The following is a 14,892-nucleotide window of genomic DNA, read 5'->3' on the forward strand; positions in this document are numbered from 1 at the left end:
CGCAGGGGCTGGGGTGAACCCAATCCTGCGGGCTGCTGTTGTTCCTCTTATGCGTAGATTTCTTCTTCGACTTCCTCGGTTTCACCGGCATCTTCGGTTTCAGCTGTTTCGCTCTCGGCATCTACCTCGCCCTCGTCCGCCGTTTCCTGCCCGTCCTCCTGTGGGGCGTTCCAGGCGGCGTATTCGCTGGGGAGGCCCGTGCTGGGGTCACCATCGTCCTCGTTGGTTTCCTCGCCCTGGACGGCGGCCCAGGCGCTTTCTTCCTGTTCCTCCTGTCCGGCTGCCTCGGCGGCCTCGAATTCTTCCTCCGCTTCCTCCAGTGCCTGCTCGATAAGCCCGATGATGAACTCCTTTTGCGTCAGGCGGCGGTGGTGGACTTTTTCAAAGCGTTCCAGGTATTCCTTGACCCGCTGGAACAATTCCTCACTCACCTGAAATGCCAGTGTTCTGCCCTTTGCCATGACTTTGCCAGCCCCTTTCTCATAATGCTCTTGGATGATCATTTCAATAAACTTGCTCATGGTGCTTTCCGTTTCCCGGATCTCCTCGCTGATCCTGTTGTGCAGGGCCAGCGGGATTTTACAGGTCACGCCCTTGGTCTCCACGGTCACCGCTCCTTTGCTTGGTTCTTTCCCTTTCGGGCAACACAAGCATATCCGAAGAGCGAAGAGAAAGCTATTACCAAGACCAACAACCTTTCAGCCAAAGCAGGGGCAACAAACGTCACAAGCAATAAGGGCTATGTTGGGGGCCGCTTTGGGGGATTTTACCCGTCATCCATGAGGGTGTTGAGAAAGCCGAGCATCTCCGGTGGGATGGCTTCCTCCGGCTGCTGCACCGGCTGGGAAGGGACAGCCTGAAGTTCTTCCCGCAGGATGCGGCGCAGGGTGGACTCCAAGGCGTCCTGCCTGGCGCTGTCCAGAATCGCTTTCACCAGGAAGGCGCTTTTCTGGCCTTCCGGCACAGACTGCAGCAGGGCCCATGCCCGGCGGTGGTCCTCATTCTGGAGGTTTGGGCGGAACATAAAAAGGGGCCTGCTCATCCCTTGCCCACACCGCCCGACAAACGCCCCAAAATCCGCTCGAATCCTTCGGCGTTTACCCGGTCATCCAGCAGGGCAAAAACCCGACACAGGCCGTCCTGAGGGGCGACGTTGCGCTTGACCACCGCTGCGCCGCCGCCCAGCATCACCACCGGGATGGCCTTGAGGTCAAACCCTGCTTCCATGGCCGCTGAGAGAAGGCGCTCGGTGTAGAGGCGGCCCTGCTTTTGGATGATGCTGCGGGCGTCCTCGTCCATGCTGCAGGGCTTTCCCGCCAGCACTCGCTCCACCTGGGCGTCGGTTACAGACAGCCCCACATCCCGGCGAACCTGTTCTTTTACCTCGTCGATGCAGCGGATCATCCCCAGTTCCAGGCTCCGGCAGGTGGCGGCGTTGGGAACATTGTTGTCCAGCCGCATCAGATCCACCGTCCAGCCGCCGATGTCCATGAGCAGGACGGAGGGCTCGTTCTGGAGGAGTTCCGGGTGGATCATCAGGGCGGAATACCCCTGTGGGAACAGCTTCACATCCTCGATGGTCACTTTGTAGGGGATGCCCTCGAACTTGAAGTCTACCGGCTGGGAAGAAGGGCGAAGGTACTCCCGGAAGGACTTCTTCTCCCGCCCAAACCCAGCCAGAGGAAGGCCGACTGCGATGGTAACGGAACAGTCCGTCTTGGCGCCCCGCTGCTGGATTTCTTTGGCGATGGCCGCAAGGGTCAGCAGATAGTAGTTCTCGTTCTCCATCTTGTTTCGCAGGATCGGCTGTCTGCCGGTCCCGCACACGAAGAACTTTCCACCGTACTCCAGCGTGTTCTGCAGGGTGTAGGGTTCATGGGAATAGGCGGTGATACCGGCTGGGAAAGAAAAATGCCGGGTCTTGATGGAGTAGTAGCCATGGTCGATGCCGATATTCATAGTTTTGTTCATCCTTTCTTGGCTGTTGTTGAAAACTTGGTTTCCTGCTGGTTAAGAGCGAAGCGTATCTTGTTCTTTCCCAGCTGGTAAAGTATTTAGGGGGAGAGTGTGAGAGGGGGGGAAGCGCAAAAAACTCCCCGGCCAGCCAGCCGGGGAGTTCCTGAAAAAGGGCGCACTACCCCCTTGTATTTTGAGGGTTTGATTTTGGGCCGTTTTGGGCTTTCGTCAATCTGTCTATGAACCTGCCGGAAACTTCTACACTTCCGACAACGGGGAAAAGGGCCGCAGAACGCAAAAAAGCGGGGCCTCCGGCCTGAAAAATCAGGCGGAAGCCCCGCTTGTGGGGTTTCGCTGGGGATTTTGCCTTGGACATCCACGGTAAAACCGTTTTCCGGATTTTCCGTCCAAAAGCCCGCAAACCCGCATGAATACTAAGAAAAAAGGGTTGACATCTTTTTTGTCAACCCTTCATGGTGGACTTGGGAATTGCTTATCCGAACATTTTCATATAAAAGTGCGTCTGCTTTGCCTGAATCGACTAACTCAACTATTTCAGAGCTGTCAAAGTCGTCACCAATTTTATAGTTTATAAGCATCTTATCATCGTAAAGAAAAATGCTGTCGATGAACATATCCAAAATTGACGTCAAAAACGCTTTATCGCAGTTTCCTTTTTTCATGGTTATAAGGTAGAACACAAAATGGTCTTTAGTGAGGTCTTTATTATGCAGCTCCTCTTTTGCAATTTCTACTTGCAATCTCTCTTTTTCGGCTTCCAACTCGTCCATTCTGTTCTTTGTTGTTTCTCCGAATATTCCTGCTTCAATGGCCCTTAAAAGATTTTCAAGGGATTTTTCTGTTGACGCCAGCTGCCTTTTAAGATGTGCAAGCTGGCTGTTTTTCTTTTGCTTCTTTTTATATATTTGATACATCTTTTCGGCTATAAATTCTATTGATTCATCCGTAAGGACATAATCAAGTGTAGCTCGTGCGACTTTGCTTTCAATCCATTCTTTCCTTACGGATTTTTTCTTGCAATTATGCTTTTGCTTCTTTCCTCTGCAAGTGTAATAATAGTGTTTTTCTCCCGATTTACTGGTTCCGCTGTCTCCCGACATTGGTGACTTACAATGGCCGCAAAACAGCTTGCCGGTCAAAAGAAAATCAACATCACCGCTGCGCCTTGGGGTGACAGTTCTCGCCTTCATTTTTTCCTGCACACGCTCAAACTTATCTTTATCCACAATCTGCGGCATTTGTCCGGTTATATCAGACCAGTTATACTCCCCTATATATCTGCGGTTCGCTAAAAGCTTTTTGACTGAGTTGCAGTTATAGGGTTTGCCTCTTGATGTTTTAAATCCGCTGTTATTAAGCCACTCGGCAATCTTTGTGTATCCGGTACCTGTGTCATACATATCAAATACTTTTCTGACTGCGTCGGCTTCGGCCGGATTTATTTGAAAATAGTTATTATCATCCACATAATATCCAAGCACAGCAGAAGAACCTGCATATTTGCCTTTCATAACTGCTTCACTCATTCCTCTTTTGATATTCTGGGATAGGTTTGCTGAATAATATTCCGCCAAGCCTTCCAGCACAGCTTCAAGGATAATCCCCTCCGGCCCTTCGGGTATGTTTTCTCTCGCAGATAGAAGCTTTACACCGTTTAAACGCAATAACGCTTTATTCTTTGTTATCTCTTCCCTGTTTCGCCCGAAACGGTCTATTTTCCAAACAATAACATAATTAAAAAGCTTCTTTTTGCTGTCACTAAGCATTTTTTGAAATGCTTCTCTGTTGTCGCTTCTGCCTGACTGCCGGCGGTCGGCATATATTTCAACTATTTGCAGGTCGTTAGCCTTCGCAAAGGCTGTACACTCTCTTATTTGTCCCTCAATGGACTCTTCTTTTTGGTTGTGACCGGTACTATATCTCGCATAAATTACCGCTGTTTCCATTATTATCACTCTTTTTCAAATTTCTATTATAAGAATATCATTTTGACGCTGTTAAATCAATATTTATTTAGCTTTAGGCAAAAAAATAAAGGGGAACATTTCTGCTCCCCTAAGAATAATGTTAAATCTTACTCAAATATTTCTTGTCAACCGCTCCGGTAATATCTCCGGTTTTCTGAGTGGAGACAACCACACGGTCGCCGCTGATTTCCCTTACATACAGGGTAGAGTCATATATCCAAGATGAAAACTTCATTGATGTGCCGTACACTGTGGCATCACTGTCGAGCTTTACTTTATCGCCTACAGCAAGGGCAGGTTCATCGGGAGTGTTATCCGGCTTCTGAATCGTACCTGTTGTGATAAAACCGTCAAATCCGGCTTCTTTCAACTTTTCGAGCTGTGCTTCGGCATTGGCTTTCTGCGAAAAGGCTCCGGTCTGAACTCTGTAGATTGTACCGTCGTCGGTGTTATCAGAATTGTCAGAACTGCCGCTGAGCTTGGAAGTTACCTTGTCTGCAAGGTCGCCCAAACGGCTGTAAAGCCAATCACCTGGACAACTCTTGTTTGCAAACCATCTATGTACAGTAAGCACCATTTCATTTGATTTTGGTTCATAGGCAAGGGTTTTATCTTTATCGCCAAGCCACAAAAGCTTTGTTTTACCGTTACGCTTGCAGATATCAACACAAAGATTGATAAGTGACTGGTAAACCACGTCGTAGAAAGCATATGGCGCTGTGGTGTCTGAAGCACATTCTATTGTTACCGCTCTCTGGTCATTATCGTTTGAAGATGAACACCAGGAGCGGTTTTTCTCTTCAACAAACATTCCCATTCTTCCGTCAAAGCCTATTCCATAGTTGGAGGATGCCTGGCAGGAAGTCGCCGCAAAAAGATTTCCCAGTGTCTCGATTGCACACTGACCAACCACACAGTGGGGAGTAATGCGGTCAATGGAGTGGGTTCTCTCACCTGAATGGTTAGGGCTTAATTTTGTATATGATATAAGAGAAGAATTTGTATATGACATTAGTTTTCATGTTCCTTTCCATTATGCAGCTGTTTAAGTATTTCCTTTAATTTTTCCGGAACCGGTAAGCCCAGATGTGAAGCGTTTTCAAGAATTGAAACGCCTTCATTTGAAAGATAAAAGAAGATTACCACATTTCTCAAAATACCTGCCTGTCCCAGAATGTATATATCCAAAAGATTTCCAATTCCCACCAAAGCGAAGATGAGAACCTTTTTGCATATGCCTTTAAATCCCACTTCGCTTGAAAGCTCCTTATCGGCTATAGCGCACATAATTCCGGTTATGTAGTCGATTACTACAAACGCCAAAAGTGCGTAAATAAAGCCGTCGTTTCCGCCTAAGAACCAGCCGATAAAACCGCCAAAAGTGGAAAAGGCTATTTGTATTAAAGTCCAGATTTGTTTCATTTATTTTCTCCCTTCTTTAATTACTATATAAAATATTTGTTCCTGTAGTGTTGCTGTTATTAAATATCACTTGCAGCTTTGTAGATGTGTTGATGGACGAAAAATCAGCTTGCGCCATCAATATAGATTCACTCATCACACATCCTGTAAATCTAAATATGTGTTTGTCTCCCCAATAGTTTGTAATACCATAAGCACCGTTTGATATACCTGTTCCGTCCAAGGCACTCTCGTTATCAGCCAACATAAACTTACAGCAGTTAAAAAACATAAAAGAAGGATAGTCGCTTGATTGATAAAGATTTACAATCAGGCCCTTTCTGAAAGTTTCCTCTTTATTTGAGTCATAATTACTCTTAAAAGTGCAGTTATCAAAATAATATGTGGGATAAGTTCCACCGGTTCCTTCAACCAACAAATAAGGTTTGGATGTGTTATTTGAATATCGGCCCAACAAGAAACTACAGTTTTCAAAATATACTGACATAGACTGTGGATAAGCAGGGTCAGCTGATATTATGCTCAGCGGTGCAACTGAATGGTCTATCAAAAGTCCTCTTATGTGGATACTTTCGATATTCGAGGTGTTTGTCACCTGGATAAAGCTGAAAACAGAATTCACGCTATACGGGGCTTTAATTACGCACTGGCTAAAGTCCAAAATTATAGTTAACTTTTTGTACTGCGCCGATGACAAATCAGGAATTACCAAAGGTCCGTAATTTACATTTAACTCACCCGCTATAGCAAGTTTAACCATCGGTGTTTTGTTTGCAATATCAAGAATTGTTTTTCCTATTTCTGTGCTGTTGTCTTCACCTATGGAATTATTTCTGCAAAAATATGTTGTTCCTGCTCCCCACTCTGATGTGTCGGCTCCTGTTTTATACAACATGCATCCAAGTCTTTCATTTTCTACTGAAAGATCCGGAACATTTGAATCATGTACAATACTACTGTACTCTCCGCTGTTCCACAGATAAAGACCTGCCGGTTCTGTACATATGTAGAGTATATCTTCTTGCCCTGACTCACTCAAATCCGGGATAAAGGATATACCTCCAACAGCACGTCTTTTTCCGTCAAAATCGTAAAAATATCCACTTTTATCAGATAAAACAATAATCTGTCCATCCTCTACCGGAACTGTATCAATTTTATCAGATGTTGTAGAAATGAAACTTGGCAACATAAGTATATCTGCGTTTGAAAATATTTCTGACATAAAATTATCTCCTTTTTATATTCTTTTCCATTTCAATTTTTGAATGGAGCTTTGTAAATCGTTTAATTTTGTATCTAATCCTTTGATCTCTGAGGTTTGATAATCTGGCTTTGAAGAGCTTAAAGCCCAGTCATAAACATTTGCGGCCAAACCCGATACCCAAGGAAGTGAACGAAACGGCGTTACACCGTCCCCAATTTTCAACATAACACAAGGCTCTTGCTGTACAGCATCTTGAGCGGCAGGGATAACACATACCACTGGTTCACCTTCTCGGAATATTTTATTTTCTGTATATAATTCCTCATAGGTCTTTTGATTGAGCCTAAGCAATGAACGTATTGTATTTTCTGCCATACCGCTCACCGCCCTCATATACTACAATCTATAATCAATACGTCGTCTTCATTTTGAGACAAAAGGCTTGTATTTACAGATTTTACAGACGCTGTCCCGTCACCGGAAATACTTATAGATGTGTTGTCTGCTTTAATAACGCCAAGCCTTGTTGCAGCTGCGATTGGAATAGGTACATCTTTTTCAACCGGTGAAATTTTCTCACCGTTGATACTTATAGACTCAATAACATTCGCTTGCGCTCCAGATGATACGCTGTCAAGCTTTGTTTTATCAGCTGCGCTGAGTGCGCCTGCCGTTCCGGTGGTGGCAACCGCCATTTTTATACCGGAAGCATCTACAGATAATCCGTTAGCCGCCACAACCTTTACACCGATTTCATTTTCTCCGCTTATAGATATACCTGTTCCAGCTGTATAAGCATCAACGAGTTCATTTACGTTCAAATAAACGTGTGATTCCTGTCCATCGTCGTCTTTTGCATTTATGATAAAATCAATATATTTCACTCCAGCCGGTAAACCAGATGGGTCACCTTCCCCCACAGAATCTTTTACGGACGCTGATTTAACAAGATAGTCTTTTGGTATATCGATTTTATCTCCAACCTGTACACCGTCTTTTTTCAGAGTGTAAGACGACAAATATCCAGCAGTCGCCGATGCCTCTTTTTCGATTGTGTATGTAGAAGCGGCTGTTGGTGTTACCCATTCTATAGTTCCGTCTGCTTTTTTCGCTGGATAAGCACCTGTCTTAGCATTTGCAAGTCCCTTCAGACTGATTGTTCCGTTTTCAGCCACTTCAATAGATTTATTATCGCCGACAAGTGCTGCACCAACAGCTTTTAACTGCTTATTGGGTTGTATAACATAAAGCGTTGCTGTATCTCCCTCAACAACAACTATGTTTTGACCTATAAAGTAAGTTCCATCCGCACTTCCAACTTCTACAGCGGAAGCAGCAGCCTCCTGTGCCGAAGCAAGTGTGCTGAAATAATATCTCGCATCCAGCGGAAATCCACTCGTTGGATTAAAACTTACTGAAAAATTTAACTTACCAAAATCTGCCATGTGAATTCCCTCCTTATATAGTTACTTTATAGGTATTAGCCGTATCATTAGCTTTTGCATAATCCATTGTATATACTTTATATGCAATAGCATCAAAACCATTTGCGCCTTCAACCTGTACTTCTGTTTTTGTAAAGCCGCTCTTTATTTCCGCATTTAATCCGTTAACATCAAGGATAGATGTCACATCTCTCAAAGTCGCTGGATATGCAATTATCACTCTCAACGCACCTACCGGAATACTTACGTTAAAGGTTGCCCCGTTTGTCAAAGCTTTATTGGATTTTCCGGTCAAAACTCTTACAACATCCGAATCTGTTGGTACATCTTTAGACGCTGTTGTTCCGTAAAAACTGTTTCTGTATCCTGTAATTGAACCTTTATTCCCTGTTTTTGAACCTGCTTTAATCTGACCTGCAGTATAATCATTTCCCAGGTTGGTTTTTGGTACAGCACCATTACCGTGTTGAGCAACAGCGGTAATGGAATAGTTTGTTTCGTCGGTAACCTGAAACTCAGCAAACGTACCAGTTGCATTTGTTGACTTATTTCCGTTTGTATCAGTGATATTCCAGGATGTAGCAGTGATCCCTGTAGCAGGACCAAATTGATAAGAACCTGCACTTAAAGAAGCCGTATACTGTGGGGCAACTTTTGTACCTGCTTCTTTTGCTCCCATGTTAGAAGATGAAACGGTCACCGCAGGCTGAGTTACCGAAGGATTTTTTTCCTGTGCTACGATCAAATCAAAAACCTGCTTCACATTTTTACCAGTTGTTGGCAAGATTTTTGAGCCGCTCGAATCTGGTGTCTGTACACCAATGGCAGCAGTAATAACCAAATCCGAACCGAAATACACATTTGTCGCATCGTAGCTTCCATCAGCTGCTTCCCAAGTAGATCCGTTATATACATAGGTCGTATATGTTTTTTTGTCATCAGCGATAACTCTTTTAACAACACCTATGTCTCCCTTTTTCGGTGTTTCAACGGCGGTGTTTAAAGCTTCCAAATCATCCTGCTCTTCTTCTGCTTCAACAGAATACACGTTATCTCTGTTAGCGTCTATCAGTTCCTGCAGTTGAGATGCATCAACTCCTGCGTATGAAAGAGTTTTCCAATCACTTTCACCGTCACCGAATTTAAACTTTGATGTATCGCTTTCTATTCCGACTTCTCCTTTAAAAAGGATAGGATTTTTAGAATTCCACTCGGACGATGTATAAGAAAGCAGTTTTATTCTTCCTTTTAATGTTTTTTCCATGTTAACCTCCTATTTCACATTCTAAAATAAAATGGTCGGTAGCCAAATAGCTATCAACCATTTCCTGTATAGTTTTTTCTGATACCTCTCCTACACTCGGCTTACCAGTATCGTTACCGTTAATAAACCAGTTACCGTTTTCACCAATTTCCGGAGACGCACCGTCGAACTCTCCATTTTCTGCAGCTTGTTTTAAATCTTCCGCTGTATCGAGCGCAACATCTATAGCCTCTTTACAGTGTTCTTTTAAAGCCTGGACCTCATTTATAAGTGACAGCAGGATCTCATAGTCATCATCCTCTGATATATCACTATTCTCTGGATTTGCAGCTTCCTCTACTACAATATTAAATGACATAGATGTCAGCTTGCTACCATCAGGTTCTATTATAGATATATCACACACAGCAGTATCGCTTAGCTCTAAAACCCAAAATGGCAACAGGATTTTTACTGTGCCATCTTCATTTACACCTCCTGCAAATGATTTTGCTTCACCGTCACCTCGTTTAAAATTTGCAATAACATTTGCATTCTTTTGAATTTTCATAAATCCACCTGAATTTATGAGCCTTACATTGATAAACCGTGATTTAAAATCTTTTTGCTTTGCGACAATTACAGGAACATTGTTTTTTTCATCAACCGCTGCAGAAATTTCTTTTATAATCATCGCCATATCATATCTCCTTAGTTTTCAGGGAGAATCTCGTGATAGGTAAGAATATTATTCATAATCGTAACTACGTAAGTTCCACCTGGCTGTATTTTCTTCTTAAATTCAGCAGCACCAATTATATTCTCATTTATACCAAAATTAGAAGGCTGAAAATCCGGACAGGTAAACTGAAATTTATAAATGGGCATAGGACCCGTTTTATCCCACTCGCTGACAAAAACAGTAGCCATCGTCAGCGTTCCTTCAAACTCATAATATATAAACGGTTTGTATCCTCCCGGATAAAGTGCTTGATCCTCTGCAGGGATAGATACATACTCCCACATTGCGTTCTGGACTGCGCTTTTTATCCCTTTATCTGTAAATTGTGAAACACCATTCAAAGTTTTATAAAAAGTCAAATCGTTTGCTGAAACCAAACCATAATCTTGCATATACCAATTATCCCCAGAATATGTAAAAAATATAACTGTATGCTCTATGGTAGGTCTGAGCTTTCTACTTCCCGACAAAGTAAAAACATTTTTTGTAACACTATTAAATGTGATAGTAGGATTATCAACTTCATAACCATAGTTAAAGGGTCCTGTTTTTACTGCAAGAGTCAGCCCTTTTTTCAGCTCAATCTCCGGCTTGTTAATTACTAAATTGGTAGCACCTCCTGATGTTGCCTCAACATAAAACACTCCACAATTAAAAGTAGAAATCAATTTTATAAACGCTTCCTCGTTAACATTTGACATATCTTTATCCGCTTTATTTTTATGGAGATAATGGGTATTGTTTATTAAGGTTTGAAAAAGAGGATTAAACACTTTTTCTGCACTTGCCGGATCCGAATTTTCGAGTTTTCTTATTTCTGTACTATATTCTGGATTATCCGGAATTTCATAATATGCCAAAACTACCACTCCTTAAAATTCATCATCAAATGTAAAAGTAAAAGATGTATCCCCATCCTTGACTTTTTCGTACATATTCTTTACTGCACACAAATTTCCTGCCTGATCAATAAGTCCTGCTTCACTTATTTTTTGACCCATAAGTGCGTTTGCGGGTATTGTAACCTTATATCTTGCTGTTGTAGGTATTGGATATTCTACACTGTCTATAGGGTATCTGGCTATTTCATTGTTGAGGGAAGTTTGCGATGATGCAGGTGTGAGAGGCTCTCCACCAGAATCAACACCTCTGTTGCCAAAAGCAACATGTGTTATTTTTGCTATCGTCGTAATATTTCCGCTTGTTATCTGGCATAGTTTTGTACGCCTATAATTTGTAATCACACTCGTATTTGCCATTGCTTATATCTCCTCCTTGTCCATTCCTCCGCTAAGACTTTTTTCTGCATTTAGGAAATAAGTGCCGTCAAGCTTAAAAGGATTATCTTTTGTTAATGTTCCGCTTACACTTCCTGTATTTTCTTTAATTCTATTAAAGAACTCTATATCAGCCATTAGAATTCCTTTAAGCGGTGCGGATAGTACCCAGGTACCGTCCAACAAACTCGAACCGTCAAGTCTCTTTTCTTCTCCTATAACGCAGTTTTGAAATACAACTGCGTACAAAATATCTATCAGTATAAAATTCTCTTCCGTGTGAAAAACCATAGGAAGTGACAAATCCAAAAATTTTAAACGTAAATGGGCCGGTATTCTTTTCAGTAACACGTATGTACTATCAGATAAATTGAATTTATCTGAGAACTCCCTTTCAACCTTTACGGTAATAATACCATTCTCAAAATTTACGGATATAGAACCACTCGTGAACTTTGACATAATATCAACAATCTCTGGTTCGCCAATATGACCTTTCCCGATAAAAAATGAAGCAACCATGTCACGACGTTCAGAAAGGGTTCGTTCACCATCATAGGTAACACCTAAAAACTTTTCATATCTTGAAATAGCAGCTTCATCAGCACTGTTGACAAAACAGTTATTTATCGCCTGTACGATTCCGTTTCTTGCTTCATCCAATTCACTGCACAAAGTTTTCCACACCGCAGTCATCTCAAGAACATCAGAATACCACAACGGATAATACGTTAGAATTTCCTCATATGTGCTTTTATAAGCATTCTCATAAAGGCTCATGTTATTGTCACCTCTCCAATTACAGGGGCCTGAATGTCACTCAGATTTATGTTGTATGACGAATCATTCAGCTTTAAATCTGAGTAGTCTATAATGCAGTCCAGAGATAACAGTTTTGCTCCAATCTCTGATACTCTTATTATCATGGGATCAGCTTCCGGAGTATCAAGGACAATCGCTTTAAAATACGAAGAAAGCATTTCCTTAACCTTAGTATCTATATCTTCCTCTGTTGCGTTTGGATTTTTTACAGCCTTAAAGGAAATATTAACTTCTAATGTTTCTGCTGCAACAGCTGCAAAGTGCGCTCCTATATTTGCGACACCGTTACCTGTTCCATCACCAACTATTATTTTTTTATCGTTATAAACTTTTTCAATATTCTTAGTTATAGGATCAACGTATTCCTGGACTCTTTCCACAACAGCAGATGTTGCCGGTTTACCATCAACACCGATAAGCACACCCATTACGGTATTTTCACCTGCAAACAGCGGAATTATTCTCGCTCGCCCCACACCTTGAATCTGTTCACACCATGTTTTATAGTGTAATCTGTTTCCGTTTTCCGATGGTCCAGCCATTTTTATTCTTATTCTTTCCCTGTAGTCTTCGTCGCTCTCAATATCTGCTCCCGGTTCAAAAAGCTCTCCGAATTCAGATGTAATCAATCCGACTATATTATTTACCGGGACTGCAGGTGTTTCGATTGCAATATTATTTCCGACACTGCCGGGATTTTCAGCCTGGAGTATCAGGGCATCATCTTCCTTCTGCAAGGAAAAATATAGTCCCTCTCCGAAAAATCTCTCTCCTATTTCAGGCTCAGTACCAGAATAGATATATCTGTATTTTGCCGCTGTAGCTGGTAGTCTTATCATTTTATATTGTTCTCCAAGCGCATCCAAATACTCACCTACGGCCGAATCAAGAAACACAAGATCTAAAGCATCATTCATATCTGCATATAAACCTGCGATTTTAAAACATACGCCTTTAACTGCATCATAATATATGCTGCCTTGTCTGGTATCAACCCCAGCAGGTGCATTTTTAAGCGCATACTGTAGGATTGACTCGGGTGTTTTATCTTCAAACACTTTTAAATCACCTCACTTATCGTTGTCGTTCCATATATGGTTTCTACAATAAAACTGATATAAAGTCTGTTATCTTTGAAATCAAAATTAACATCTTTTACTTTCCTTATCCTGGTGTCCTGAGATAACGCATCACTGATAAGTCGAGGCAAATCTGCTCTTATATATTCTTCGGTGGCGTTTCCTATTATTACTGATTGCTCTATTTCGCTTCCATACTGATTGTCATAGGCAATACATTTGAAACGTGGAGTTATTAGTGCTTTTCTTATTGCTTGCTCTACCGCTTCTATACCATCAACTTTCCCAATAATTCTTCCCATATCTAAATCAAGCTTATAGGTCAACGATGGTTTTTCTTTTTCCATATTTGCTGACACTATTGGGAAAGGCAACACAACACCCATACTACCCCTCCCTGTCAATAATCAGATACTTTTTACCTCGTTTAAAAGAAAGCAGCCATACCTCATCACCAATTTTTAAATGGTTTCTGATTGTCGCTGTTATTCTTTTTTTCTGACCGTCTTCCTCTATATCAAGATCAACTTGATAATCTGTTAGGCAGTGTGGGACACACAACAGTTGCGACGGGATTATAAGTTTCTCATCATTTGAAGCTTTTACAGATATAGGATTTGAGGAAACCACACTTCCTTTTATAATTTGCAGATCCTGATTTAAAATTTTGCTTAAAATTTCCTTTACGCTTTGAGGTTCTGGCATTTTCATCCCTCCTAATTGCTGTCATATATATCGTTAGCTAATGAAAGAGATAGACTCATCACGTGCTTATTACCTGTAAAATCATGGGTATCACTTTCAACATAATAGGTCTTTGCTATATTAAGCGGCGCTATTTTAACAAAAACACCTGTTCCAGTTATAACATCAGCCACTCCTAAGCAAGACACATTGAGAGATTCAACTGGTGTACTCTTTTCTTTAAGTGTTGACTTGGCAAGCTCATTAAGCTGAGCACTGTTCATATCATCCTCTGCAGAAATAACATCCTGAAAAATACCTATTTTAGATTCTAATGAGTTGTTTTGTGCTTGTGCAACAACCTGGTCTTCTTTTGAAAAAACCTTTATTCTTGATTTTATATTTTCTATACTTTTTGAATAAGAATAAGTTTCAATATTTGTACCGGTTTCTATTACCCACTGTAAAATATTATTTCTTCTCTCTATCAGGTTTATTTTTTCACCTAAACAAACTGGATAATATCTGCGCCCAGTGGCCTCAAATGTAATGCTTAATGCATCTAAGATTGCATCCCACCCCGTAGTCTTGCTTTTTACGAGATCCGCAATTTGATAGTTTGTCGGTGTGACTTCTCCTATTCTCAGCCCAAACCTGCTGCATACGTCAATAAAAATACTGCTCGCCGTTCTATTTGAATAAGTAAATGTATCTGAATTATTTGAAAGATAAATACAATTATCATACGCTGTAACACTCATACTTTTACTATTTGATTGTTCCTGCAGCATTATAATCCCTCTAAATAACTCTTTACCATTCCAATAAAATATACAACGATCGCCATTCCCTACATTTATACCTGTACGGTCATGTTTGTAACCATCATCGTCTATAAAATTGACGGAAAGTGAACGTGCAGCAGAACCACGCCGACCTTTCCAGCTTACAGAGGAAACTAATTCACTTACATCATAGGCTTTTTCTCCTTTTAAAAGAATCAATCTTATCATTTTTCACACTCCTT

18 protein-coding genes are annotated in these 14,892 nt (G+C 41.6%); all 18 read right to left on the bottom strand.

The window, feature by feature from the left end:
- Positions 1–47 precede the first annotated feature (47 nt).
- The 18 genes from CGICJO_RS11015 to CGICJO_RS11100 all read right to left on the bottom strand — a co-directional run bounded on the left by CGICJO_RS11015 (position 48) and on the right by CGICJO_RS11100 (position 14,878).
- Complete coding sequence (locus CGICJO_RS11015; RefSeq protein WP_486498919.1) at positions 48–605, bottom strand: hypothetical protein; 558 nt, start codon at positions 603–605, stop codon at positions 48–50.
- A 161-nt stretch (positions 606–766) separates the two neighbouring features.
- Entirely contained in the window at positions 767–1,042 is a 276-nt protein-coding gene (locus tag CGICJO_RS11020) for a plasmid segregation centromere-binding protein ParR (RefSeq protein ID WP_486498920.1), read from the bottom strand.
- Positions 1,039–1,959 carry a ParM/StbA family protein gene (locus CGICJO_RS11025; RefSeq protein WP_486498921.1) on the bottom strand — a complete coding sequence of 307 codons (921 nt, stop codon included), beginning with the start codon at positions 1,957–1,959 and terminating at the stop codon, positions 1,039–1,041. Before CGICJO_RS11025 ends, CGICJO_RS11020 begins: the two co-directional genes overlap by 4 nt.
- Before the next feature lie 431 nt (positions 1,960–2,390).
- Positions 2,391–3,923, bottom strand: a complete 1,533-nt coding sequence (locus tag CGICJO_RS11030; RefSeq protein ID WP_486498922.1) for a recombinase family protein — start codon at positions 3,921–3,923, stop codon at positions 2,391–2,393.
- Between the two features lie 121 nt (positions 3,924–4,044).
- A complete protein-coding gene (locus tag CGICJO_RS11035; protein WP_486498923.1) occupies positions 4,045–4,956 on the bottom strand; it encodes an N-acetylmuramoyl-L-alanine amidase in 912 nt (303 codons plus the stop codon).
- Positions 4,956–5,366 (bottom strand): phage holin family protein, encoded by a 411-nt coding sequence (locus CGICJO_RS11040; protein ID WP_486498924.1) that lies wholly within the window; start codon positions 5,364–5,366, stop codon positions 4,956–4,958. Before CGICJO_RS11040 ends, CGICJO_RS11035 begins: the two co-directional genes overlap by 1 nt.
- A 16-nt stretch (positions 5,367–5,382) precedes the next feature.
- Positions 5,383–6,591 (bottom strand): hypothetical protein, encoded by a 1,209-nt coding sequence (locus CGICJO_RS11045; protein WP_486498925.1) that lies wholly within the window; start codon positions 6,589–6,591, stop codon positions 5,383–5,385.
- A gap of 15 nt (positions 6,592–6,606) precedes the next feature.
- Positions 6,607–6,948 carry a hypothetical protein gene (locus CGICJO_RS11050; RefSeq protein WP_486498926.1) on the bottom strand — a complete coding sequence of 114 codons (342 nt, stop codon included), beginning with the start codon at positions 6,946–6,948 and terminating at the stop codon, positions 6,607–6,609.
- A gap of 14 nt (positions 6,949–6,962) precedes the next feature.
- On the bottom strand, positions 6,963–8,018 hold the full coding sequence (locus CGICJO_RS11055; RefSeq protein WP_486498927.1) for a hypothetical protein: 1,056 nt from the start codon (positions 8,016–8,018) through the stop codon (positions 6,963–6,965).
- Positions 8,019–8,031: 13 nt separating this feature from the next.
- Positions 8,032–9,282, bottom strand: coding sequence for a hypothetical protein (locus CGICJO_RS11060; protein ID WP_486498928.1), 1,251 nt, complete (start codon positions 9,280–9,282; stop codon positions 8,032–8,034).
- Between the two features lies 1 nt (position 9,283).
- Complete coding sequence (locus tag CGICJO_RS11065) at positions 9,284–9,961, bottom strand: hypothetical protein (protein ID WP_486498929.1); 678 nt, start codon at positions 9,959–9,961, stop codon at positions 9,284–9,286.
- 11 nt (positions 9,962–9,972) lie between these two features.
- Positions 9,973–10,863 (bottom strand): hypothetical protein, encoded by an 891-nt coding sequence (locus tag CGICJO_RS11070; RefSeq protein WP_486498930.1) that lies wholly within the window; start codon positions 10,861–10,863, stop codon positions 9,973–9,975.
- 12 nt (positions 10,864–10,875) lie between these two features.
- Positions 10,876–11,262 (bottom strand): phage tail-collar fiber domain-containing protein, encoded by a 387-nt coding sequence (locus CGICJO_RS11075; RefSeq protein WP_486498931.1) that lies wholly within the window; start codon positions 11,260–11,262, stop codon positions 10,876–10,878.
- A 3-nt stretch (positions 11,263–11,265) separates the two neighbouring features.
- Positions 11,266–12,060 carry a putative phage tail protein gene (locus CGICJO_RS11080; protein ID WP_486498932.1) on the bottom strand — a complete coding sequence of 265 codons (795 nt, stop codon included), beginning with the start codon at positions 12,058–12,060 and terminating at the stop codon, positions 11,266–11,268.
- On the bottom strand, positions 12,057–13,160 hold the full coding sequence (locus CGICJO_RS11085) for a baseplate J/gp47 family protein (RefSeq protein WP_486498933.1): 1,104 nt from the start codon (positions 13,158–13,160) through the stop codon (positions 12,057–12,059). Before CGICJO_RS11085 ends, CGICJO_RS11080 begins: the two co-directional genes overlap by 4 nt.
- 2 nt (positions 13,161–13,162) lie before the next feature.
- The gene (locus CGICJO_RS11090) at positions 13,163–13,567 is read right to left on the bottom strand and encodes a DUF2634 domain-containing protein (protein WP_486498934.1); all 405 of its coding nucleotides are present in this window, start codon (positions 13,565–13,567) and stop codon (positions 13,163–13,165) included.
- Position 13,568: 1 nt separating this feature from the next.
- Positions 13,569–13,886 (bottom strand): DUF2577 family protein, encoded by a 318-nt coding sequence (locus CGICJO_RS11095; RefSeq protein WP_486498935.1) that lies wholly within the window; start codon positions 13,884–13,886, stop codon positions 13,569–13,571.
- A gap of 11 nt (positions 13,887–13,897) precedes the next feature.
- Positions 13,898–14,878 carry an XkdQ/YqbQ family protein gene (locus CGICJO_RS11100; RefSeq protein ID WP_486498936.1) on the bottom strand — a complete coding sequence of 327 codons (981 nt, stop codon included), beginning with the start codon at positions 14,876–14,878 and terminating at the stop codon, positions 13,898–13,900.
- Between the last annotated feature and the right edge of the window lie 14 nt (positions 14,879–14,892).

It is taken from the genome of Candidatus Limousia pullorum (genome assembly GCF_057405065.1).